The sequence below is a fragment of the Brachybacterium sp. SW0106-09 genome (genome assembly GCF_001293905.1).
Classification (GTDB): domain Bacteria; phylum Actinomycetota; class Actinomycetes; order Actinomycetales; family Dermabacteraceae; genus Brachybacterium; species Brachybacterium conglomeratum.
Genome location: NZ_BCAK01000001.1, coordinates 240,010 through 262,431, shown reverse-complemented (window position 1 = coordinate 262,431; position 22,422 = coordinate 240,010). Strand labels below are relative to the sequence as shown.

Below are 22,422 nucleotides of genomic sequence, written 5' to 3'. Positions count from 1 at the left end.
TCCGGGCGCGACGCGCCCTGGGTCGACGCTGGTGTCATCGGGTGCAACGGGGACCGGCGGGCGCGGATTCCAGGAGGTGTCCGACGGAACATCGCAGGTCCCAGGGGTGGCAGGGGAGAGAGACGCGGGGGCGGGACCCTGGGGTCCCGCCCCCGCGGCGGATCAGGCGCCGGCGGCGGCCAGGGACTCCTCGGCGGCCTCGACGACGGCCTCCGGGGTGAAGCCGTACTCGCGGAACAGCGTCTTCGCATCGGCGGAGGCGCCGTAGTGCTCGAGCGACACGGCCCGGCCGTGCGCGCCGAGGAAGCGGTACCAGGGCATGGCGATGCCGGCCTCGACCGTGACGCGGGCGGTCACGGAGGAGGGGAGCACCGACTCCTTGTACTCCTCGTCCTGCTCGTCGAACCACTCGACCGACGGCATGGAGACCAGGCGGGTCGGGGTGCCCGCGGCCTCGAGGCGCTTCTGCGCCTCGGCCGCGTACTGCACCTCGGAGCCGGTCGCGATGAGGATCACCTTCGGCTCGCCGGTGGAGGCGTCCTTCATGACGTACCCGCCCTTGGCGACGTTCTCCGCACCGGCGTACTCGCTGCGGTCGAAGGTGGGCAGCGCCTGGCGGGACAGGAGCAGGCCGACGGGGCCGTTGTCCCGCTCCAGCAGCACCTTCCACGCCTGCGCGGTCTCGTTCGCATCCGCCGGGCGGACGATCGAGAGGTTCGGGATCGCGCGGTAGGCGGCGAAGTGCTCGACCGGCTGGTGGGTCGGGCCGTCCTCGCCCAGGCCGATGGAGTCGTGGGTCCACACGTAGGTGACCGGGGTCTTCATCAGCGAGGCCAGGCGCACGGAGCCGCGCATGTAGTCCGCGAACTGGAAGAAGGTGCCGCCGTAGGGGCGGGTCAGTCCGTGCAGGGAGATCCCGGAGAGGATCGCGCCCATGCCGTGCTCGCGGATGCCGAAGTGGAGCGTGCGGCCGTACTGGTCGCCCGCGAACTCGGAGGAGCTGAGCTCGGCGGGGAGGAAGGACGGCTCGCCCTTCATGGTGGTGTTGTTCGAGCCGGCGAGGTCGGCGGAGCCGCCCCACAGCTCGGGCATGACCTCGGCGAGCTCGCCGAGGACCTTGCCGGAGGCGGCGCGGGTGGCGACGCCCTTCTCGTCGGCCTCGAAGGTCGGGATCGCCTCGGCGAAGCCGCCCGGCAGCTCGCGCGCGACGAGGCGGTCCAGCAGCGCGGCCTTCTCCGCGTTCGCGGAGCGCCAGGCCTGGTAGCCCTTGTCCCACTCGGCCTTCTTCTCCGCGGCGCGGTCCGCGAGGCCGCGGGTGTGGGCCAGCACGTCCTCGTCGACCTGGAAGGTCTGCTCGGGATCGAAGCCGACGGCCTCCTTGAGACCCTTCACGCCCTCGGCGCCGAGCTTGGCGCCGTGCACGGAGTGCGAGCCGGCCAGCTCCGGGATCGGCCAGCCGATGACGGTGCGCAGGCGGATGAAGGTGGGCTTGTCGGCGACCTTCTGGCCCTCGAGGATCGCGTCCTTGAGCGCGGCGACGTCCTCGCCGTACTCCGTCCCCCCGTGGGTCCAGTCCACGGTGCGCACGTCCCAGCCGTAGGCCTCGTAGCGCGCGGCGGTGTCCTCGGTGAAGGCGATGGAGGTGTCGCCCTCGATGGAGATCTCGTTGTCGTCCCAGAGCACGATCAGGTTGCCGAGCTGCTGGGTGCCCGCGAGGGAGCTGGCCTCGGAGGAGACGCCCTCCTGCAGGTCGCCGTCGGAGGCGATGACGTAGGTGAAGTGGTCGAAGGGGCTGGTGCCGGGCGCCGCCTCGGGATCCAGCAGGCCGCGCTCGCGGCGCTGGGCCATGGCCATGCCGACGGCGGAGGAGATGCCCTGGCCCAGGGGACCGGTGGTGATCTCCACGCCCTCGGTGTGGAAGTTCTCGGGGTGGCCGGGGGTCTTCGAGCCCCAGGTGCGCAGCTCCTCGATGTCCTTCTTCTCGAGGCCGAAGCCGCCGAGGAAGAGCTGGATGTACTGGGTCAGGCTCGAGTGGCCCGCCGAGAGCACGAAGCGGTCGCGGCCGAGCCACGCGTGGTCGGTCGGATCGTGGCGCATCACGTCCTGGTAGAGCAGGTACGCGGCCGGGGCGAGGCTGACGGCGGTGCCGGGGTGGCCGTTGCCGACCTTCTCGACCGCGTCGGCGGCCAGCACGCGGACGGTGTCGACCGCCCGCTTGTCGAGCTCGGTCCAGCCCTCGGGGGCCGTGAAGTTCTCCGTCATGTCGTGGACATCCTTTCGCCGGGATGCGGCCTGGACGGCCGCTCGGAAAGACGGGCCTCTCCGCGCGACGCCGGATGACCGGCTGCGACATGCGCGTTCCGCACGGGAGGCAACAGGGTCCACCTTAGTCCGGGCCGTGCGACGAGGTCATGTGCGTCCAGGCTGTTGCCGTGGCGGACGGTGCCCACTCTCACCCCGCGCCTCGCCCCGCCGCCGCGGGCGAACGCCTAGACTGGGGTGGTTCGTCGGCCGCGTGCCGTGACCAGGAGGAAGGACGGTGGGCGGTGACCGCCACCCAGGGAGCTCAGCTGCGGGGCGCAGGCCAGGACGGCGGGCGCGGTCCGCGGACCGTCGGCTCCACCCTCCGCGCCTACGTCGCGCTGACCAAGCCGCGGATCATCGAGCTGCTGCTCATCACGACGATCCCCACGATGTTCCTCGCCGCCGGCGGGTTCCCCTCGCTGTGGCTGATCATCGCCACCATGGTCGGCGGCTATCTCGCCGCGGGCGGCGCGAACGCGCTGAACATGTACCTCGAGCGCGACATCGACGCGAAGATGAAGCGCACCCGGAAGCGTCCGATCCCCTCCGGCGCCGTCACCCCGCGCGCCGCGCTGATCTTCGGCCTGACCATCTCCGCGGTCTCCGCGCTGTGGCTGGGCCTGCTGGTGAACTGGGTCTCCGCTGCGCTCGCGGTCGGCGCGATCCTGCTGTACGTCGTCTTCTACACGATGATCCTCAAGCGCCGCACCAGCCAGAACATCGTCTGGGGCGGCATCGCCGGCTGCATGCCGGTGCTGATCGGCTGGTCGGCGGTCACGGGCACCGTCTCCTGGACCGCGGTGCTGCTGTTCCTGGTGATCTTCTTCTGGACGCCGCCGCACTACTGGCCGCTGGCAGAGAAGTTCCAGGAAGACTACGCCAACGCGGGCGTGCCGATGCTGCCGGTGGTGTCCTCGCGCTCGAACGTCGCGCGCCAGATGCTGCTGCACACTGCGCTGATGATCGCCTCGAGCCTCGCGATCATCCCGCTGGGCGAGACCGGCTGGGTGTACGGCGTCGCCGCCGCCGCCTCCGGCGCCTGGTTCGGCTTCCTCGTGGTGCGCTACGCGCTGCGGGTCCGCCAGGGGCTCTCCGGGAAGGCCCTCGCCCCGATGAAGGTCTTCCACGGCTCGATCACCTACCTCACGGTGCTCTTCGTCGCCCTCGCGATCGACCCCTTCGTCACCCTCTGACCCCATGAGCTCCGGGGAGGCCCCGCGCCCGACGGGCGAGGAGGACCCCCTGCGCCCGGGCGACCGGCGGATCCTCGAGCAGTACCTCGGCCACCTGCGCATCGAGCGGGGCCTGTCCGAGAACACCCTGGCGGCCTACCGGCGTGATCTGCGCCGCTACCTCGTCGACCTCGCGCGCCGCGAGGTCGACCCCGCCGCGGTGGACCCCGAGCAGCTGGGGGAGTGGTTGCAGTCCCTGCGCACCGGGGCCGACGGGGGGACCCCGCTCTCCGCCGCCTCGGCCGCCCGCTCCCTCGCCGCGGTGCGCGGGCTGCACTCCTTCCTCGACGCCGAGCGAGTCTCCACCACCGGCGACCCCTCCCGTCTGGTCCCGACCCCGACCCTGCCGCGACGCCTCCCGCACCCGCTGACCCTCGACCAGGTCGAGGCGCTGCTCGAGGCCGCCGGACGCCCCGGCACCGGACGGGACGCGACCGAGCGCGCCCTGCGCGACCGCGCCCTGCTCGAGCTGCTCTACGGCATCGGCGCACGGATCTCCGAGGTCACGGGCCTGGACCTCGACGACGTGGACCTGCCGGGGCGCTCCGCCGTGCTGCGCGGCAAGGGGGACAAGCACCGGGTGGTGCCCGTCGGCCGCTTCGCCGTCGAGGCGCTCGGGGCATATCTCACGCGGGGACGCCCGGCCCTCGCCGCGCGCGGCCGCGGCACGCCGGCGATCTTCCTCGGCGCCCGCGGCACCCGCCTGACCCGCCAGGCCGCCTGGCAGGTGGTGCAGCGCTGCGCCCGCGACGCCGAGCTGGAGGACCTCCCCGAGCCGATCAGCCCGCACACCCTGCGCCACTCCTATGCCACCCATCTGCTGCACGGCGGGGCCGACGTGCGCTCCGTGCAGGAGCTGCTGGGCCACGCCTCGGTCACCACGACCCAGCTCTACACGCAGGTGACGGTCGACTCCCTCCGCGAGACGCACGCCGGCGCCCACCCCCGCGCCCGGCGGGGGGCTTAGACTTGGGCGGCACGACGCCCCCGACCGGCCCCGGCCGCCGGGGGCTCGCCGCGGATGGCGCGGGGACCGACGCGCAGCCGTCCCTCCCTGGGCTGGGACCGGAGCACCTCCGGAGCCCGCTCGCCCCGCGGCGTGCACGCACCAGACCACGACGCCGACGACAGGACAACGACGTGAGCCCGACCTCCCCCCAGCAGCTGGACATCGATCTCGGCCCGACCGGCCGGCCGATGCCGGAGCTCCCGGAGCCGGCCGCGCTCGACTCCCACGGGCCGGCCCGGATCATCTCGATGGTCAACCAGAAGGGCGGGGTCGGGAAGACCACGAGCGTCATCAACCTCGGCGCGGCCCTCGCGGAGCTCGGCCGCAAGGTCCTGCTGGTGGACCTCGACCCCCAGGGCGCGCTGAGCGCCGGCCTGGGCGTGAACCCCTACGACCTCGACGTGACCGTCTACAACCTGCTCATGGAGCGGGGCCACGACGTGCGCACGGTGATCCAGGAGACCGACACCGAGGACCTCGACGTCCTCCCGGCGAACATCGACCTCTCCGCCGCCGAGGTCACCCTCGTCAACGAGGTCGCCCGCGAGATGGCGCTGGCCCGCGTGCTGCGCCCCGTGGCCGACGACTACGACGTGATCATCATCGACTGCCAGCCCTCGCTGGGTCTGCTCACCGTCAACGCCCTCGCGGCGAGCCACGGCGTGATCATTCCGCTGGAGGCCGAGTACTTCGCGCTGCGCGGCGTGGCGCTGCTGGTGGAGACGATCGAGAAGGTGCAGGACCGCATCAATCCCCGCCTCGAGCTCGACGGCATCCTGATCACGATGTTCGACCCGCGCACGCTGCACGCCCGCGAGGTGTGCCAGCGCGTGGTCGAGGCGTTCCCCGACAAGGTCTTCCACACCACCATCAACCGCACCGTGAAGTTCCCCGACGCCTCCGTCGCCGCGGAGCCGATCATCTCCTTCGCCACCTCGAACAAGGGCGCCGCCGCCTACCGGCAGCTCGCACGCGAGCTGATCTCGCGCGGCGCCGCGGCCTGATGGCCGGGCAGCGGCCGCGCCGCGGCAGCGGCAGCGGCGGGGGAGCAGGACGCGACGGCGCGGGGAAGCCGGCCCGCCGGCGCAGCGCCTTCACCCCGCCCAGACAGGTCCGGCTGCGCGACGACCAGGGCACGCGCCTGCCCGCGGCGGACGGCGAGGAGGCCGAGGTCCACCGCGAGGACGGCGAGCGGCTGCAGAAGGTCCTCGCCCGCGCCGGCTTCGGCTCCCGCCGCGCCTGCGAGGCGCTGATCTCGTCCGGACGGGTCCGCGTGGACGGCGCCGTCGTCCACGAGCAGGGCGTGCGCATCGACCCCGCGTCCCAGGTGGTCCACGTCGACGGGCGCCGGCTCCAGCTCGACGACGCGAAGCTCACCGTCGTGCTGAACAAGCCCCGCCGCGTCGTCTCCGCGATGAGCGATCCCGAGGGGCGCCGCGACCTCACCGAGTTCACCGCCGCCTACTCCCAGCGTCTCTACCACGTGGGCCGCCTGGACTACGAGACCGAGGGGCTGCTGCTGCTGACCAACGACGGCGAGCTCGCCCATCGGCTGACCCACCCCAGCTTCGAGGTCGACAAGACCTACGTGTGCCGCTTCGACGCGCCGGGCGGCCCGCCGCGCGGGCTCGTGAAGGCGCTGCGGGAGGGCGTCGAGCTCGAGGACGGCCCGGCCCGCGCCGACCGCGCCCGGGTGCTCGCCCAGGACGGCCGCGAGGCCGTGGTCGAGGTGACCCTGCACGAGGGGCGCAACCGGATCGTGCGCCGCATGTTCGCCTCGCAGGGCTTCGAGCTCACCGCGCTGGTCCGCACGCGGATCGGTCCCGTGCTGCTCGGCGAGCTCGCCCCGGGCGAGACCCGCGAGCTCACCGATCGCGAGCTCGGCACCCTGATGGCGGAGGTCGGGCTGTGAGGACCCTCGTCCCCTCGCCCGTGCGGATCATCGGCACCGGGCTGATCGGCGGCTCCCTCGGCATGGCGCTGCGCCGCGCCGGGGTGCAGGTCCAGGTCGAGGACGTCTCCCCGGGCACCGCCGCCCTCGCGGTCGAGCTCGGCGTGGGGGAGCTGCCCGCCGCCGGGGACCGCCACCCGGAGCTCGTGCTCGTCGCCGCACCGCCCGACGTCGCCGCGTCCCTCGTCGACGGGGCGCTGCGCCGCTGGCCGGACGCGCTGGTCGCCGATGTCGCGAGCGTGAAGACCACCGTCCTCGAGGGGGTGCGCCGGCTCGCCCGGCCCGAGGACCTGCCGCGCTACATCGGTGCCCACCCCATGGCGGGCCGCGAGGTCTCCGGCGTGATCGCCGCCCGCGCCGACCTGTTCCAGGGCCGGCCCTTCGTCGTCGTCCCCCATGAGGAGACGCTCCCCGACGCGGTCAGCGTGCTGAAGGGTCTGGCGACGGAGATCGGCTCCGTGCCGATCGTGCTGGACGCCGCGGCGCACGACACCGCCGTCGCGCACGTCTCCCATGTGCCGCAGGTGATCTCGAGCCTGCTGGCCACGACCCTGCTGGAGCCCTCCGAGCAGGCGCTGGGCCTGGCCGGGCAGGGGCTGCGGGACACGACCCGGATCGCGGACTCCGATCCGCGGCTCTGGGTCGAGATCCTCGGCGCGAACGCCGGGGCCGTCGGCGAGGTGCTCTCCTCCGTCGCGGACCGCCTGGAGGCGGTGCGCGGGGCGCTCGCGACCCTCGAGGGCGACCCCGACCCGGGCACCGGGTCGCGACGGGCCCTGGCCGACCTGATCGCCGAGGGCAATCGCGGTGTGCGCCGCATCCCGGGCAAGCACGGCGGGGCGACCGACGCCTTCACGACCCTCGTGGTGCTGGTGCCGGACAGGCCCGGCGAGCTCGCGCGTCTGCTCACCGAGATCGGGCAGATCGGCGTGAACCTCGAGGACCTCCGCCTCGAGCACGAGCTGGGGCGCGAAGTCGGCCTCGCCCACGTCGCGATCGACGCCGCCCGTGAGGACCTGCTCACGCGGGAGCTCACGGTGCGCGGCTGGAGGGTCGCAGGGGCCTGAGCGCCCCGTATCCTTCTGGAATGCACACCAGCGCGCTGCACGACCCCGCCGAGGGCATCACCATCGCGATCGACGGCCCGGCCGGCTCCGGGAAGTCGACCGTCTCCCGCCTCGTCGCCGAGGCGCTGGACGGAGGCTTCCTCGACACCGGCGCGATGTACCGGGCGATCGCCTGGGCCTGCCTCGAGGACGGCGTCGACCTCGCCGACCGCGAGGCCGTCGCCCGCGTCGCCGAGGGGATCGACCTCGACCTCGGCACCGACCCGGCCGGGGCCACCGTGGTCGTCGCCGGCACCGACATCACCGCCGCGATCCGCGAGCAGCGCATCTCCCAGCAGGTCTCGGCCGTCGCGACCAACACCCTGGTGCGCCCGATCCTCCAGCGCCGCCAGCGCCAGGTGCTCTTCTCCACCGCCGCCGAGCGCGGCTTCTGCGTCGCCGAGGGCCGTGACACCACCACCGTCGTCGCCCCCGACGCCCGGGTGCGGGTGCTGCTGACCGCCTCGGACGAGGAGCGGATGCGCCGCCGCGCCGCGGAGCTCGGCCTCGAGGACACCGAGGAGACGCGCGAGCGCATGGCCGACCAGGTGCTGCGTCGCGACCGCGACGACTCCTCCGTCTCCGAGTTCCTCACCGCCGCCGAGGGCGTCGAGCAGATCGACACCACCGGCCTCGGCATCGAGGACGTCGTCGAGAAGGTGCTGATGCTGGTCGCGGCGGCGGAGGCCGCCGACGAGACCGCCGAGCACGGCCCGGCCGTGCCCGCCCCCGCCGCGCCCGTCGCGGTCGAGGCAGGGGCCGACGGCCCGAGCGACGAGGACATCGAGGCGGCGCTGCGCGCGGGCCTGTCCGACTACGAGCTCGACGAGGAGGATCTCGCCCTGCTCGGCGGCGGCGAGGAGGCGCAGCTGCAGCCCGAGGCGCGGCGGAACCTGCCCGTCGTCGCCGTGGTCGGTCGCCCCAACGTCGGCAAGTCCACACTGGTGAACCGCATCCTCGGCCGCCGAGAGGCCGTCGTCGAGGACCGTCCCGGCGTGACCCGCGACCGTGTCTTCTACGAGGCGGAGTGGTCCGGCAAGGACTTCTGGCTCGTGGACACCGGCGGCTGGGAGGACAGGGTCCAGGGCATCGCCTATCGCGTCGCGGAGCAGGCCGAGGTCGCCGTCTCCCTCGCGGACGTGGTCATGTTCGTCGTCGATGCGAACGTCGGCATCACCACCACCGACGAGCAGCTGCTGAAGGTGCTGCGCAAGGCGCGGGTGCCGCTGGTGCTGGTCGCCAACAAGGTCGACGACCAGCGCGGCGAGCTCGAGGCCGCGGCGCTGTGGAACCTCGGCCTCGGCGAGCCGTACCCGGTCTCCGCCCTGCACGGCCGCGGCTCCGGCGACCTGCTGGACGCGGTCGTCGCCGCCATGCCGGAGGAGGGCCGGGGAGCGCCGGTCGACCACGGCCCGCGGCGCGTGGCCCTCGTCGGCCGCCCCAACGTCGGCAAGTCCTCGCTGCTGAACCGGCTCGCGAAGGAGCAGCGCGTCGTCGTCGACGACATCGCCGGCACCACCCGCGACCCCGTGGACGAGAAGATCATCCTCGGCGGCAAGGAGTGGACCTTCGTGGACACCGCGGGGATCCGCCGCCGCATCGCGCAGTCCCAGGGCGCGGACTACTACGCCTCGCTGCGCACGCACGCGGCGCTGGACCGCGCCGAGGTCGCCGTCGTGCTGCTGGAGGCCAACGAGCCGATCTCCACCCAGGACCTCAAGATCATCGACATGGTCCTGGAGTCCGGGCGCGCCCTCGTGCTCGCCTTCAACAAGTGGGACCTGCTGGACGAGGAGCGGCACAAGGCGCTGGAGCGGGAGATCGAGCGGGACCTCGGCCATGTCGCCTGGGCACCGCGCGTGAACATCTCCGCAGCCACCGGCCGCCACTCCGAGAAGCTCGTGCCGGCGCTCGAGAAGGCGCTCGAGTCCTGGGACCGCCGCATCCCGACGGGCCGGCTCAACGCCTTCCTGGGCCAGCTCGTCGCCGCGCACCCCCATCCGCTGCGCGGAGGGAAGCAGTCCCGGATCCTCTTCGCGACGCAGGCCCGCACCCGTCCGCCGCGGTTCGTGGTCTTCGCCAGCGGCTTCCTCGAGCACGGCTACCGCCGCTTCATCGAGCGACGGCTGCGGGAGGACTTCGAGTTCACTGGCTCCCCGATCGTCATCGGCGTGCGGATCCGCGAGAAGCGCCGCCGCTGAGCGGCCCCGTCGAGCGGCGCCGTCGACGCCCCGTTCCCGCTGCGGCGGGGACGGGGCGCTGTCGTCGGAGGGGCCTGCGCCGAGTGCCCCGGGGGCCCAGCGCGCCGAGATGCAGGGCCCCGCCGGCGGCACGTATCGTGGCGCCCATGAGCAACACCGGTGACGACGGCTCCTGGACCCCGCAGCACGACCCCTTCGCCCCGCAGGACCCCTCCGGGCAGCAGGCGCCCGGCGCAGGCCAGGACCCCTACGCCGCGCCGAGCGGCGGCCAGGATCCGTGGGCGCAGCCCCCGGCGGAGCAGCCCGCGCCGGGACAGGGCGCGCAGGGCCCCTTCGCCGCCTCCGCGGGGCAGGACTCGTTCGGGCAGGCCGCCGCACAGGAGGCCTACGGCCAGCAGGATCCGTACGGCCAGCCGGGCGGCTCCGGCGACGCCTCGCCCTACGGCCAGGCCTCGCCCTACGGCCAGGCCTCGCCCTACGGCCAGCCGTCGCCCTACGGCCAGCCGTCGCCCTACGGCCCCGCCTCCGGGGCGTCGGCCTCCGATCCCCACGCCGACGCCTCCGGCGAGGAGCGGTGGTCGCCCGCGACGGGATCCGCCGCCGATCCCTACGGCCAGGCGCCCGGCTCCGACCCCTACGGCCAGGCCTCCCCGTACGGACCGGGCACTCCCTATGGCGCCCCCGCGGGCGCCCAGGGCTTCCCTCAGGACGGCGCGCGGGGCGCCGCCCACGCCGCCCAGCCGGGTGGGGCGCCCGTGCAGGGCGAGGCGCAGAGCCGCGTGCTCGTCGGGGTCCTGGGGATCTTCTTCGGCGCCTTCGGCGTGCACCGCTTCCTCATGGGGTACACGGCCATCGGCCTGGTGCAGGTCCTGGTCACCGTGCTCAGCTGCTTCACGCTGTCCCCGATCACGGCCATCTGGGGTCTCGTCGAGGGCATCATGGTCCTCGCCAAGTCCCCCTCCTTCGAGCGGGACGCCCATGGCCGCCCGCTGAGGGACTGATCCCACCCGTCCCGGAAGGACGCCCATGACGCTCCCGCCCGCTCCCGATCGCGGCTCGATCCAGACCAGTGCGATCCTGCTGATCGTGCTCGGCGTCCTGTGCGGAGGGTGGATCCCCACGATCTTCGGGATCACCGCAAGCAGCGCCTGACCCCGGGACCCATCCCCGCCGCCGTCACCCGCCGCGCCGCGGCCGCACCCCGCCGACCCCTTCCAGGAGGAGCATCATCGCCACCCCGGACTTCGTCCTCTCGCTGCGCGAGAGGATCGGCAACGAGCTGCTGTGGATGCCGGGCGTCACGGCCGTCGTCCTGAACCCCGCACGCACCCGCCTGCTCGTGGTGCGCCGCGCCGACGACGGCCGCTGGACCCCGGTCACCGGGATCGTCGACCCGGGGGAGGAGCCCGCCCGCGCCGCCGAGCGCGAGGTCGCCGAGGAGGCGGGCATCGCGTGCACCGCCCTGCGCCTGCTGGACATGCGCGCCCTGCCGGAGATCACCTACCCCAACGGGGACCGCGCCCAGTACCTCGACATCTGCTTCCTGTGCGAGGCCGACGACTCCCAGCGGCCCTTCCCGGCCGACGGGGAGAACACCGAGGCGCTCTGGTGCCCCGTCGAGGACCTGCCGCCGATGAACGACCGCTTCCGCGAGCAGCTCGCCCTCGCCCTCGAGGACCGGGCCGAGGCGAGGTTCCGCCGATGAGCACGGGCAACCCCCTCCCCGGCACGCGCGTGCGTATCCCGCTGACCGACCGGCCGGGAGACCACGCCGTGGTGCGGGTGATCGCCGCACCGCGCCGGGACCTCGCCCGCGCGGGACGGCTCAGCGAGGCGCTGCGCCCCTTCGCCGAGGCGCTGCTGGTCGACGTCCACGTGGGCGAGAAGCTCCTGCTGCCCGGCGCCTGGGTGCAGCACGAGGTGCTGCAGCGGGGCGAGCCCCTCGCGCCCACCCCGGTCGCCGCCGCGGACCTGCGCCCGCCGGGCGTCATCGCCGGCACCCCCGAGCGGGCGGAGCTGCACTGGGGCGAGACGGTGTGGCCGCTCGACCTCGGCGGAGCGGTCGCGATCCCCGAGGCGGCCCGCGCCGACCCCCATCCGCTCTCCCGCCTGCGACGGCTGCTGCTGGTCGCCGCCGGACGCCGCGCGGAGATCGCGCTCACCCTCTGGCAGGCGCCCGACTTCGAGATCCCCTGGCAGGACGTGCGCCTCCTCCCGCGCGCCGCGTCCTGGTTCGAGCTCGCACAGGTCCCGGCCGGGATGCGCTACGCCGACGCGGAGCGCGCGCAGGGCGTCGGCCGCGCCCGCGGCTGAGGGCACCGCCGGGGAGGACGGGACAGGGGAGGGGAGGACGCAGGACGTGCGACGCGCCGGGGCGCACGGTCTTCCCGGCGTGACGGGTCTCACCCGCTACTCTCAGGGCCTGAGAGACGTCGACGAGGAGGTCTTCGTGGCCCCGAACCCTTCCCCACGGACAGGCACCGACCGCCGGTCCTTCCTGCGCTTCACCGCGGGTGCCGCCGCCCTGCTGCCGCTGGCCTCGCTGGCCGGCTGCTCCGGAGGAGGGCGTGACGCGGGCACCCTGCGCATCGCCTTCCAGCAGTTCGGCTCCAACACGATCAAGCAGGAGTGGATCGAGCGCGCCGCGGAGACGTTCTCCGCGCAGAACCCGGAGCTGGTGATCGACCTGGTGCCGATCGTCGCCTCGGAGAACGACTACTTCACCAAGAACGAGCTGCTGATGAGCTCCCCGAGGACCAGCCCGGACCTCGTCTACGAGGACTCCTTCATCCTCCTGTCCGACGTCGGGGCCGGATACCTCCAGCCCATGACCGACCTGGTCGAGGGCTGGGACCACTGGGACGACATCGCCGAGGCGTCCAAGCTGGCCGTCACCGGCGAGGACGGGGAGGTCTACGGGGTGCCGATCACCACCGACACCCGTGCGATCTGGTTCCACCGCGGGGTGTTCGAGCAGGCGGGCCTGCCCGCCGACTGGCAGCCCACCTCCTGGGAGGACATCCTCGAGGCGGCCCGCGCGATCAAGGACTCGGGCTCCGAGGCGATTCCGTTCTTCATGTTCGCCGGCACCCCGCAGGGCGAGAAGGCCTCGATGCAGGGCTTCGAGATGCTGCTGTACGGCACGGGCGACGGCACCGGCCTGTACGACGAGGACACGAAGAAGTGGGTGCTGGGCTCGCAGGGGTTCATCGACTCCCTCGCCTTCCTCAAGACCGTCGTGGACGAGGAGCTGACCGCCTCCCTCGGCCAGCTGCTGGACCCCAACATCTCCGAGCAGATCTACACCTCCCTGCTGCCCGACGCGAAGCTCGGCATGCTGATCGACGGCTCCTGGATCTCGCAGAACTGGACCGAGACCGCCGGCCGGCCCTGGCCCGAATGGCCCGAGGTGGTGGGGCTCGCGGACATGCCCACCCAGGACGGCGGCGGCACCGGCACCGTCACCCTCGCCGGCGGCTGGGGCCTGTCCATCCCGCAGTACGTCACCGACCGCGAGACGGCCTTCCGCTTCCTCGAGACGCTGGTCTCCACCGAGACCCTCGTGGACTACGCGATCGCGGACAACCACATCACCGTCCGCAACGACGTCGCCGAGGTGGAGGAGTACCTCAGCTACTCCCCGGCGGTCGAGTACTTCACGAACCTGTTGGACACCGCTTACTACCGGCCGGCGCTGCCCGCCTATCCGGAGGTCTCCTCCGCGCTCCAGGAGGCGATGGAGGCCGTGCTCACCGGGAGCGATCCCGAGGCGGCGGCCGCCGCCTACGACGCGACGGTGCGCGACATCGTCGGCCCCGAGAACGTGCAGGAGGCCCAGGGATGACCGCGACCGACACCACCACCCGCCCCGCCGCAGGGGCCGGCGCCCCGCGCCGCGGGGGCCGACGCACCCGGCTCGGGGACGGGCTCTCGCCGATGCGCGCCGTGCCGATGCTCCCGGCCGCGCTGCTGTTGCTCGGCTTCATGCTCGGCCCGATCCTGTACTCGCTCTACCTCGCCTTCACCGACTCCGCGATCCGCGGCGACGGTGCCTCCGACACGAGCTTCGTCGGCGTCCAGAACTTCACTGACGCCTTCGCCGACGGCGACTTCTGGAACTCGGTCGTCCTCACCCTGGTGTTCACGCTGATCTCCGCGGTGCTCGGACAGAACCTGCTCGGCATGGGCCTGGCCCTGCTGATGGAGCGCTCGCACCGGCTGGTCACCTTCGCGGTCACCTCGATCGTGATCGCCGCGTGGATCCTGCCCGAGGTGGTCGCCGGCTACCTGCTCTACACCTTCTTCGCCGACGAGGGCAGCCTGAACACCCTGCTCACCTCGATCGGCCTGCCCGGGCAGGAGCTGCTGTTCAGCGCCCCGATCATCGCGGTCTCCTTCGCGAACATCTGGCGCGGCGCGGCGTTCTCGATGCTGGTCTACTCCGCGGCGCTGAGCTCCGTGCCCGGGGACGTGTACGAGTCCGCGGCGCTGGACGGCGCCGGGCCCGTGCGCCGCTTCGTCTCGGTGACCGTGCCGCTGCTGCGGCCCGCGATCGCGACGAACCTGATGCTGACCACCCTGCAGACCCTGTCGGTCTTCGGACTGATCTTCATCATGACCGGCGGCGGCCCCGCCCGGCAGAGCCAGACCCTGCCGCTGTACATGTACGAGCAGGCGTTCTCCTACGGGCAGCTCGGCTACGGCACCGCTGTCGCCCTGCTGCTCCTGCTGATCGGGGCGCTGGCCTCGATCGCCTACCTGCGCCTGCTGCCCGAGGAGGACAAGCGATGACCGCCGCTCCCACGACCACGACCGCCCCCGCGGGCGGTGCGTCGGCCGCTCGTCCCGCACCCCGGAAGGGACGTTCCCGCGCCGCCGGCACGAAGCTCGCCAGCAACCTCGTCATGGCCGCGATCGGCATCGCGTTCCTGGTGCCGCTGCTGTGGGTGGTGCTGGCCTCCTTCGACACCGAGGCCTCGCTGTCGGTGGCCTGGCCGGAGCGCTGGAGCCTGGACAACTACGCGGCGATCTGGAACGAGGAGACGACCTTCCGGCCGCTGGGGAACTCGCTGATCCTGTGCGGCGGCGCGACGATCCTCACCATGGTCTCCGCGGTGCTGTGCGCCTATCCGCTCTCCCGCTACCGCTTCCGCGCCAAGCGTCCGCTGCTGCTGACGATCATCTTCTCGACCGGTCTGCCGATCACCGCGATCATGATCCCGGTCTATTCGATGTTCGTGCAGGTCAACCTCATCGACTCGATGGGCGGGGCGATCCTGTTCCTCGGGGCGAGCTCCCTGCCCTACGCCATCTTCCTCACCAAGGGGTTCATGGACGGGGTGCCGCTGGAGATCGAGGAGTCCGCGTGGACCGAGGGAGCGGGGGTGCTGCGCACCCTGTGGTCGGTGGTGCTGCCGCTGATGCGCTCGGGCCTGTCGGTGGCGACGATCTTCACCTTCGTCTCCATGTGGGGGAACTTCTTCGTCCCCTTCATGCTGCTGCTCAGCCCGGACAAGCTCCCCGCCGCGGTGACGCTGTACACCTTCTCCTCCCAGTACGGGCAGGTCGCCTACGGCCAGCTCGCCGCGTTCTCGATCTTCTACTCGTTGCCGGTGGTGGTGCTGTACCTGTTCCTGGGCCGGAACCTCGGACAGGGCTTCGCCGCCGCGGGCGGCGTGAAGGGCTGAGCCGGCCCGGTCCGGGACCGACCGGGCGTTCGGGCCCTCGGCGGCCGGGGCCCGTGGTGGGTAGCGTGGGCGTCCCGCATCCGTCCCACCGCCCCAGGAGGCTCCCGTGACCGAGCAGGACCCGTCCCAGGACCGCGTGCTCTCCCGAGTGGCAGAGCGCGCCGAGCAGCTCTCGACCTCCGGCGGCGAGCCGGCCTTCTCCCCGCAGGACCAGGAGCCGCCCGGACTGACGGGACCGATGAGCCCCGTGCCCGATCACGGCGAGCGCAGCTACGTCGGACACGCACGACTCGAGGGGATGGCCGCCCTGATCACCGGGGGTGATTCGGGCATCGGCCGGGCCGTCGCGATCGCCTACGCCCGCGAGGGCGCCGACGTGGCGATCGCCTACCTCCCCGAGGAGCAGGAGGACGCGGAGGAGACCCGGCGGTGGATCGAGGACGCCGGACGGCGTGCCCTGCTGCTGCCCGGCGATCTCCGCGACGAGGAGCATGCGCGCTCCCTCGTTCGTCGAACTGTCGAGGAGCTCGGCCGTCTCGACGTGCTCGTGAACAACGCGGCCTTCCAATGGGGCAGGGCCGAGCCGAAGGGCCTGGAGGGGATCACCTCCGAACGGCTGCGCCGCACCCTCACCACGAACCTCGAGGTGCTGTTCTGGCTCACCCAGGAGGCGGCCCCGCACCTCCGACCCGGAGCGAGCGTCATCAACTCCTCCTCGATCCAGAGCTACGACCCGTCCGTGCCGCTCATGGACTACGCCGCGACCAAGGCCGCGATCAACAACCTGACCGTCAACCTCGCCGGGGATCTCGGGCCTCGCGGTATCCGCGTCAACGCCGTGGCCCCGGGGCCGATCTGGACCCCGCTGAACGTCGCGACGCGCGTGCCGGACGACTACGTCGCCTTCGGGGCGAACACGCCCCTGGGCCGTGCAGGGCAGCCCGCCGAGTGCGCAGGGGCCTACGTGTTCCTGGCCAGCCCCGAGGAGGCGAGCTACGTCTCCGGCACCGTGCTCGGGGTCACCGGAGGCCGCCCCGTGTTCTGAGCGGCGCGCCGCGCTTGACGGGGAGCCTCTCCGCCTGTGAGGGTCATCACACCGGGCCGCACAGGACATGAGAGGCGATCTCAGCTCTCGCCCGGGCACGGAGATCGGATCGCCTCCTGAGCAGGAAGAGGTCTCCCATGGACACCGTCGTCTTCGAGAACCACGAATCCGAGATCCGCGGCTACTGCCGCAATTACCCGACGGTCTTCGCCTCCGCCTCCGGCGCGCGTCAGGTGGACGAGCAGGGTCGCAGCTACATCGACTTCTTCGCCGGGGCCGGGGTGCTGAACTTCGGCCACAACCATCCCGCGATGAAGAAGGCGCTGATCGAGTTCCTCGAGGCCGACGGGGTCGCGCACTCGCTCGACACCTACACCACCACCAAGCGCGACTTCGTCGAGCGCTTCCACGAGGTGGTCCTCGCGCCGCGCGGCATGGACCACCGCCTGCAGTTCATGGGGCCGACGGGCTCGAACGCCGTGGAGGCCGCGATGAAGCTCGCCCGCGCCGCCACCGGCCGGCGTGAGATCGTCGCGTTCAGCCACGGCTTCCACGGCATGACCCTGGGCTCGCTCGCCGCGACCGCGAACGACGCCTTCCGCCGCTGGGCCGGGGTGCCGCTGGAGAACATCCTGCGCCTGCCGTTCGAGACCGCGCCCGGCGGGGACACGGCGCTGGCCGAGTACGCCGCGGCGCTGAAGGACCCCTCGAGCGGGCTGCTGCCCCCGGCCGCCTTCCTCGTCGAGGTCGTGCAGGCCGAGGGCGGGGTCAACGTCGCGAGCCCGGACTGGCTCCACCAGGTCCAGGACCTCGCCCGCGAGCACGGGGCGCTCTTCGTCATCGACGACATCCAGGCGGGGATCGGCCGCACCGGCAGCTACTTCTCGTTCGACGGGATGGGCCTGGACCCCGACATCATCACCCTGGCCAAGGGCCTCGGCGGATTCGGCACCCCTATCGCGATGAACCTCAACAAGCCCGAGGTGGATCGGCACTGGAGCCCCGGCGCCCACACCGGCACCTTCCGCGGACAGGGCCTCTCCTTCGTCGCCGGGAAGGTGGCGCTGGACTTCTTCACCGACGACGCGTTCCTCGAGGGGGTCCTCGAGAAGGGCGAGCAGATGCGCGCCCGCCTCCAGGCGATCGCCGACGCCCACCCGGACCGCGGCTGGGAGGTGCGCGGACGCGGCATGATGCAGGCCCTGGACACCGGCGACGGGGCCCTGAACGCGCGCCTGCAGCGGGAGTGCTTCGACCGCGGCCTGCTGTTCGGCCCCTGTGGCAGCGGCGGGCGGGTCATCAAGCTGATCCCGCCGCTGATCATCGAGCCGGACGACCTCGCCGAGGGCCTGGGCATCCTCGAGGCGGCGATCGCCGCCGCGCTGGAGGAGGCGTGATGCGCCGCCGCGAGGACATGACCTTCGCCCCGGAGGAGTACGAGCGGAGGGTCCGGGAGCTGCGGGAGCGGATGGCGGCCCGGGAGCTGGACGCGGTGATCATCAGCGACCCCGAGAACCTGATGTACCTCACCGACCACCAGACCACCGGGTACTCCTTCTTCCAGGCCCTGATCGTGCCGCTGGAGGCTGAGCCGGTGATGATCACCCGCGCGCTCGAGGAGTCCAACGTCGTCTCCCGCACCTGGCTAGAGCACTCCCGCGCCTATCCCGACTCGGGCGACGCGATCCTCGAGCTGGTCTCCACCCTGCGCGACCTGCGCCTGGCGGACTCCCGGGTGGGCTACGAGCGAAACAGCTACTACTTCCCCGCCCACCAGCAGGACCGCTTCCACGACGCCTTCGGCGAGGGCCTCGTGGACTGCTTCGGCATCGTCGAGGAGGGGCGGATCCGCAAGTCCCCGGCGGAGATCGAGGTGATGCAGCTGGCCGCCTACGCGGGAGAGGCCGGCATGGCCGCCGGCCTGCACACCGCCATGTCCGGCGCCACCGAGAACGAGGTCGCCGCCGCGATCGCCTCGGCGATGTTCCGCGCGGGCGGGGAGTTCCCGGCGGTGATGCCCTATGTCGCCTCCGGCCCCCGCTCGATGATCGGCCACTCCACCTGGGAGGGGCGCATGATCCGCCCCGGGGAGCACGTCTTCCTCGAGGTGGGCGGCTGCTACCGCCGCTATCACGCCGCGATGATGCGCACCGTCGTCAACGGCGCGCTCTCGGACTCGATGCGCTCCGCGCAGGACCTCATGAAGCACACCCTGGCCGAGCTGCGCTCGCTGATGAGGCCGGGGGTGACGGTCTCCGAGGTGGACCGGCTGACCCGACGGATGATCGAGAGCAACGACGTCGGCGCGAGCCTCGCCACCCGCGCCGGCTACTCGATCGGCATCGCCTTCCCGCCTTCCTGGGACGAGGGGTACATCCTCTCCCTCCTCGAGGGCGACGAGCGGCCGCTCGAGGAGGGGATGACATTCCACCTCATCCCCTGGATGTGGGGCGTCGACGGGGACAAGACCGTCGGGATCTCCGACACCGTCCGGATCACCGCCGACGGCTGCGCCTCCTTCCTCACGCTCCCGGAGGACTTCACCGTCCACGAGAGCTCCGCCCGATCCTTCCCGGCCGCGGCCGGCACGCCCCGGCCCTGAGAGGAGCAGCACCATGACCACGCAGAGCACACAGGCCTCGCCCCGGACGGCGCTCACCGCCGTCGACCCCTCGACCGGCGCCGTCGTCCGCGAGGTGCCCGCCGCCACGCCCGCACAGATCGACGCCGTCCTCGACCGCGCCCGCAGCGCCTTCCTCGCCTGGCGCGAGACCTCCTTCGAGGAGCGGGCCGCGCTGCTGGAGGCCGTCGCCGCCCACCTGCGCGAGCACGTCGAGGAGCTTGCGCCGCTGATGACCGAGGAGATGGGCAAGCCGATCGGCGAGGCCCGCGGCGAGGTGGCCAAGGCGGCATGGGCGGCCGAGCACTACGCCGCCCACGGCGCCGACTATCTCGCCGACGAGCACATCGCCTCCGACGCGAGCTCCTCCTACGTCCAGCACCTGCCGCTGGGGACCGTGCTGGGGGTGCTGCCGTGGAACGCCCCGTTCTGGCTCGCCTTCCGCTTCGCCGCCCCCGCGCTCATGGCCGGGAACACGGCGGTGATGAAGCACGATCCCCACGTCCCCGGCTGCGCGGCCGCGATCGAGGAGGCGTTCCGCGCCGTCGGCGCCCCGGAGGGAGTGTTCCAGACGCTCCACGCCGCGACCGCCGACGTCGAGCAGGTGATCCGCGACCCGCGCATCCAGGCGGTGTCCTTCACCGGCTCGGACCGGGCCGGCGCCGTCGTCGCCTCGATCGCGGCGAGCGAGATCAAGCCCGCCGTGCTCGAGCTCGGCGGCTCGGACCCTTGCCTCGTCCTGGCGGACGCCGACCTCGAGGAGGCCGCGCGGGTCGCCGCGCTCTCCCGCATCATCAACGCCGGCCAGTCCTGCATCGCCGCGAAGCGGGTCATCGTCGAGCGGCCCGTCCACGACCGCTACGTCGAGCTGCTCGCCGCGCAGCTCGCGGCGCTCGTCGTCGGCGACCCGCGCGAGGAGACCACGCAGGTGGGCCCGATCGCCCGCGCCGAGCTGCGGGAGAACCTCCACCGCCAGGTCACCACCTCCGTCGAGGCGGGGGCGGAGCTCGTCCTGGGCGGCGAGATGCCGACGGGGGAGGGCTTCTACTATCCCGTCACGTTGCTGACCGGGGTCGAGGCCGGGATGAGCGCCTGCACCGAGGAGACCTTCGGCCCGGTCGCCTCCGTGATGGTCGCCGAGGACGCCGAGCACGCCCTCTCCCTCGCCAACGACACCCCGTACGGGCTCGGCGCGAGCATCTGGACCGAGACCTCCCGCGGTGAGGCGATGGCGCGCCGGATCGAGGCGGGGCAGGTGAGCGTCAACGGGATCGTCAAGACCGATCCGCGCCTGCCCTCCGGCGGCATCAAGCGCTCCGGCTACGGGCGGGAGCTGGGCCCGCATGGTATCCGCGAGTTCGTCAACGCCCAGCAGGTCTGGGTGGGGCCGGCCCGGAGCTGAGGGACCTGGACCGCGAAGGGGCCGCACCGCTCGCGCGGTGCGGCCCCTTCGAGATGTCACGTGCGGCGGATCCCGTCGTGCTCTGCGGTGCGGCGGAGATCCGTGCCGAGCCGCTCAGCGGAAGACGATGGTGCGCGAGCCGTCCAGCAGGACCCGACGCTGCGCGAACAGCCCCACGGCCTCGCGCAGGGTGCGCACCTCGGTGTCCTGACCGATCGCCATCAGCTCCTGCGGGGAGCGGGTGTGGTCCACGCGGATGACCTCCTGCTCGATGATCGGGCCCTCGTCGAGGTCGTCGGTGACGAAGTGGGCGGTCGCCCCGATCTGCTTCACGCCGCGCGCGTAGGCCTGGCGGTACGGGTTCGCGCCCTTGAACCCGGGCAGGAAGGAGTGGTGGATGTTGATGCAGCGCCCGGAGAGCTCGGCGCTCAGCTCGGGGGAGAGGATCTGCATGTAGCGGGCCAGGACCACGAGCTCGATGTCGTGCTCGACGACCGCCTCGCGCACCCGGTCCTCGAAGGCGGCCTTCTCCTCGGCGGAGGTCACGGGACGGTGCTCGAAGGGGACGCCGTGGAACTCGGCGTACCGGGCCGGGGTGTCGTGGTTGGCGATCACGAGCGGCACCTCGATCGGGAGGTTCCCGATCGAGGTCTGGAACAGCAGGTCGTTCAGGCAGTGCGTCGACTTCGAGGTAAGCACGAGGGTGCGCACCGGGCGGCCCACCTCGTCGACCTCCGCCTCGATCCCGAAGCTCTCGATCGGTGCGGCGAGCGCGGCGCGCACCTCGTCCAGGGACGCGTCGGTGAGGATCTCGACGCGCATGTAGAAGCGGTGGGAGTCGCCGCTCTCGAACTGGCGGCTCTCGACGATGTTGCCGCCGGCCTCGACGATCGCTCCGGTGATCGCGTGCACGATGCCGGGGCGGTCCTCGCACGCGAAGGTCATCACGTAGCGGCGGGCAGGGGAGGGGGAGTGATGCGCTGAGGTCATGGCCCGAGTGTAGGAGAGCGCTGCGGGGAGTGCGGCGCACGGGTCCGCCACGGCGAGCGGCACCGGGTGGATAGGCTGGTCAGCGCACCGACGAGGACCGGACGGGCGAGCATGGCAGTGCTGTGCGCCGCGACGATGCACGACGCCGCCGCCGACACGGCCGGCACGACGGCGGGCGTGGGGCTCGGCCTGGTCGCCGGAGCGACCTACGCGCTCTACTCCCGGAGCGCGCACCGCCTGATGGGCCGAGGTGTCGGTCGCGCCGCGGCGATGGGCTCCGTGTTCGGGCTCGGCGGACTGGCGCTCCTGCCCGTGCTCGCGCTCACCGGCGCCCCGCTGCTCGCCTCCCCGCAGGCGTTCGCCGTCGGCGCCTACATGGCGCTCGTGCCGATGTTCCTCGGCTACGTGCTGTTCGGCCTCGGCCTGACCCGGATCTCCGCGAGCACGGCGACGACCCTCACCCTCGCCGAGCCGGCGGTCGCGGCCGTGCTGGCCGTGCTCGTCGTCGGGGAGAGGCTGCCGCTGCTCGGCTGGCTCGGGATCGCCGGGATCGGCCTCTCGCTGCTGATCCTCGCCCTTGCGCCCTCGGGACGGGAGGTCGAGCCCCTGGCGGTGCCCGACGTCGCGACCACCACATGACAGCCGGCGCCTCGAGGGCCGGACACGACGAAGGCCGCCGACCGGTGTTCCCACTGGTCGGCGGCCTTCTCTCGGTCGGGCTGACAGGATTTGAACCTGCGACCCCTTGACCCCCAGTCAAGTGCGCTACCAAGCTGCGCCACAGCCCGAGACCCTCCGTCACCGGAGGACCGAGGAATACAGTACCCCGCTCCGAGCGCTGGAGCGAATCGAGAGGGGCGTGACCTGCGGCACCC

20 protein-coding genes and 1 tRNA gene are annotated in these 22,422 nt (G+C 72.6%); 18 read left to right on the top strand and 3 right to left on the bottom strand.

Annotation, left to right across the window (positions count from 1 at the left end):
• Positions 1-162: 162 nt before the first annotated feature.
• Entirely contained in the window at positions 163-2,262 is a 2,100-nt protein-coding gene (tkt, locus tag Y09_RS01180; RefSeq protein WP_053915825.1) for a transketolase, read from the bottom strand.
• A gap of 284 nt (positions 2,263-2,546) precedes the next feature.
• On the opposite strand from tkt, the gene Y09_RS01175 reads away from it, so the two are divergent.
• From Y09_RS01175 to Y09_RS01100, 17 genes are all read left to right on the top strand, one after another.
• Complete coding sequence (locus Y09_RS01175) at positions 2,547-3,497, top strand: heme o synthase (RefSeq protein WP_053915824.1); 951 nt, start codon at positions 2,547-2,549, stop codon at positions 3,495-3,497.
• A gap of 4 nt (positions 3,498-3,501) precedes the next feature.
• Entirely contained in the window at positions 3,502-4,503 is a 1,002-nt protein-coding gene (locus tag Y09_RS01170; RefSeq protein WP_082358565.1) for a site-specific tyrosine recombinase XerD, read from the top strand.
• Positions 4,504-4,676: 173 nt separating this feature from the next.
• Entirely contained in the window at positions 4,677-5,549 is an 873-nt protein-coding gene (locus Y09_RS01165; protein ID WP_010551502.1) for a ParA family protein, read from the top strand.
• Positions 5,549-6,457, top strand: coding sequence for a pseudouridine synthase (locus tag Y09_RS01160; protein ID WP_053915823.1), 909 nt, complete (start codon positions 5,549-5,551; stop codon positions 6,455-6,457). Before Y09_RS01165 ends, Y09_RS01160 begins: the two co-directional genes overlap by 1 nt.
• The gene (locus tag Y09_RS01155; RefSeq protein ID WP_053915822.1) at positions 6,454-7,563 is read left to right on the top strand and encodes a prephenate dehydrogenase; all 1,110 of its coding nucleotides are present in this window, start codon (positions 6,454-6,456) and stop codon (positions 7,561-7,563) included. The genes Y09_RS01160 and Y09_RS01155 overlap by 4 nt, the downstream gene beginning before the upstream one ends.
• A 20-nt stretch (positions 7,564-7,583) precedes the next feature.
• Entirely contained in the window at positions 7,584-9,803 is a 2,220-nt protein-coding gene (der, locus tag Y09_RS01150; protein ID WP_053915821.1) for a bifunctional cytidylate kinase/GTPase Der, read from the top strand.
• A gap of 146 nt (positions 9,804-9,949) precedes the next feature.
• Positions 9,950-10,804, top strand: coding sequence for a TM2 domain-containing protein (locus Y09_RS01145; protein WP_053915820.1), 855 nt, complete (start codon positions 9,950-9,952; stop codon positions 10,802-10,804).
• Positions 10,805-10,829: 25 nt separating this feature from the next.
• Positions 10,830-10,955, top strand: a complete 126-nt coding sequence (locus Y09_RS18055; protein ID WP_255351619.1) for a hypothetical protein — start codon at positions 10,830-10,832, stop codon at positions 10,953-10,955.
• Positions 10,956-11,091: 136 nt separating this feature from the next.
• Positions 11,092-11,508, top strand: a complete 417-nt coding sequence (locus Y09_RS01140; protein ID WP_082358564.1) for an NUDIX domain-containing protein — start codon at positions 11,092-11,094, stop codon at positions 11,506-11,508.
• Positions 11,505-12,116 (top strand): hypothetical protein, encoded by a 612-nt coding sequence (locus Y09_RS01135; protein WP_053915818.1) that lies wholly within the window; start codon positions 11,505-11,507, stop codon positions 12,114-12,116. The genes Y09_RS01140 and Y09_RS01135 overlap by 4 nt, the downstream gene beginning before the upstream one ends.
• A gap of 136 nt (positions 12,117-12,252) precedes the next feature.
• Positions 12,253-13,647: an extracellular solute-binding protein gene (locus tag Y09_RS01130; RefSeq protein ID WP_053915883.1), complete on the top strand. Its 1,395-nt coding sequence runs from the start codon at positions 12,253-12,255 to the stop codon at positions 13,645-13,647.
• Positions 13,644-14,594 carry a carbohydrate ABC transporter permease gene (locus tag Y09_RS01125; RefSeq protein WP_053915817.1) on the top strand — a complete coding sequence of 317 codons (951 nt, stop codon included), beginning with the start codon at positions 13,644-13,646 and terminating at the stop codon, positions 14,592-14,594. The genes Y09_RS01130 and Y09_RS01125 overlap by 4 nt, the downstream gene beginning before the upstream one ends.
• Entirely contained in the window at positions 14,591-15,490 is a 900-nt protein-coding gene (locus Y09_RS01120; protein WP_053915816.1) for a carbohydrate ABC transporter permease, read from the top strand. Before Y09_RS01125 ends, Y09_RS01120 begins: the two co-directional genes overlap by 4 nt.
• A 106-nt stretch (positions 15,491-15,596) precedes the next feature.
• Complete coding sequence (locus tag Y09_RS01115) at positions 15,597-16,535, top strand: SDR family oxidoreductase (RefSeq protein ID WP_053915815.1); 939 nt, start codon at positions 15,597-15,599, stop codon at positions 16,533-16,535.
• A gap of 137 nt (positions 16,536-16,672) precedes the next feature.
• A complete protein-coding gene (locus Y09_RS01110; protein ID WP_053915814.1) occupies positions 16,673-17,932 on the top strand; it encodes an aspartate aminotransferase family protein in 1,260 nt (419 codons plus the stop codon).
• On the top strand, positions 17,932-19,137 hold the full coding sequence (gene doeA / locus Y09_RS01105) for an ectoine hydrolase (RefSeq protein WP_053915813.1): 1,206 nt from the start codon (positions 17,932-17,934) through the stop codon (positions 19,135-19,137). Before Y09_RS01110 ends, doeA begins: the two co-directional genes overlap by 1 nt.
• Positions 19,138-19,150: 13 nt before the next feature.
• A complete protein-coding gene (locus tag Y09_RS01100) occupies positions 19,151-20,557 on the top strand; it encodes an NAD-dependent succinate-semialdehyde dehydrogenase (protein WP_053915812.1) in 1,407 nt (468 codons plus the stop codon).
• A 114-nt stretch (positions 20,558-20,671) separates the two neighbouring features.
• Here Y09_RS01100 and Y09_RS01095 read toward each other — a convergent pair whose 3' ends face one another.
• Positions 20,672-21,547 carry a formyltetrahydrofolate deformylase gene (locus Y09_RS01095; protein ID WP_053915882.1) on the bottom strand — a complete coding sequence of 292 codons (876 nt, stop codon included), beginning with the start codon at positions 21,545-21,547 and terminating at the stop codon, positions 20,672-20,674.
• A gap of 111 nt (positions 21,548-21,658) precedes the next feature.
• Here Y09_RS01095 and Y09_RS01090 point away from each other — a divergent pair, with 111 nt between their 5' ends.
• Positions 21,659-22,186 (top strand): EamA family transporter, encoded by a 528-nt coding sequence (locus Y09_RS01090; RefSeq protein WP_053915811.1) that lies wholly within the window; start codon positions 21,659-21,661, stop codon positions 22,184-22,186.
• Positions 22,187-22,261: 75 nt separating this feature from the next.
• Here the strand turns inward: Y09_RS01090 and Y09_RS01085 are convergent.
• Positions 22,262-22,335 (bottom strand) — tRNA-Pro (locus Y09_RS01085).
• Positions 22,336-22,422: the final 87 nt, after the last annotated feature.

Coding starts and splice junctions, on each gene's coding strand:
- der (WP_053915821.1), top strand. CDS start 7,584: ATGCACACCAGCGCGCTGCACGACCCCGCCGAGGGCATCACCATCGCG.
- Y09_RS01100 (WP_053915812.1), top strand. CDS start 19,151: ATGACCACGCAGAGCACACAGGCCTCGCCCCGGACGGCGCTCACCGCC.
- Y09_RS01090 (WP_053915811.1), top strand. CDS start 21,659: ATGGCAGTGCTGTGCGCCGCGACGATGCACGACGCCGCCGCCGACACG.
- Y09_RS01095 (WP_053915882.1), bottom strand. CDS start 21,547: ATGACCTCAGCGCATCACTCCCCCTCCCCTGCCCGCCGCTACGTGATG.
- Y09_RS01170 (WP_082358565.1), top strand. CDS start 3,502: ATGAGCTCCGGGGAGGCCCCGCGCCCGACGGGCGAGGAGGACCCCCTG.
- Y09_RS01125 (WP_053915817.1), top strand. CDS start 13,644: ATGACCGCGACCGACACCACCACCCGCCCCGCCGCAGGGGCCGGCGCC.
- Y09_RS18055 (WP_255351619.1), top strand. CDS start 10,830: ATGACGCTCCCGCCCGCTCCCGATCGCGGCTCGATCCAGACCAGTGCG.
- Y09_RS01110 (WP_053915814.1), top strand. CDS start 16,673: ATGGACACCGTCGTCTTCGAGAACCACGAATCCGAGATCCGCGGCTAC.
- doeA (WP_053915813.1), top strand. CDS start 17,932: ATGCGCCGCCGCGAGGACATGACCTTCGCCCCGGAGGAGTACGAGCGG.
- tkt (WP_053915825.1), bottom strand. CDS start 2,262: ATGACGGAGAACTTCACGGCCCCCGAGGGCTGGACCGAGCTCGACAAG.
- Y09_RS01120 (WP_053915816.1), top strand. CDS start 14,591: ATGACCGCCGCTCCCACGACCACGACCGCCCCCGCGGGCGGTGCGTCG.
- Y09_RS01160 (WP_053915823.1), top strand. CDS start 5,549: ATGGCCGGGCAGCGGCCGCGCCGCGGCAGCGGCAGCGGCGGGGGAGCA.
- Y09_RS01145 (WP_053915820.1), top strand. CDS start 9,950: ATGAGCAACACCGGTGACGACGGCTCCTGGACCCCGCAGCACGACCCC.
- Y09_RS01135 (WP_053915818.1), top strand. CDS start 11,505: ATGAGCACGGGCAACCCCCTCCCCGGCACGCGCGTGCGTATCCCGCTG.
- Y09_RS01140 (WP_082358564.1), top strand. CDS start 11,092: ATGCCGGGCGTCACGGCCGTCGTCCTGAACCCCGCACGCACCCGCCTG.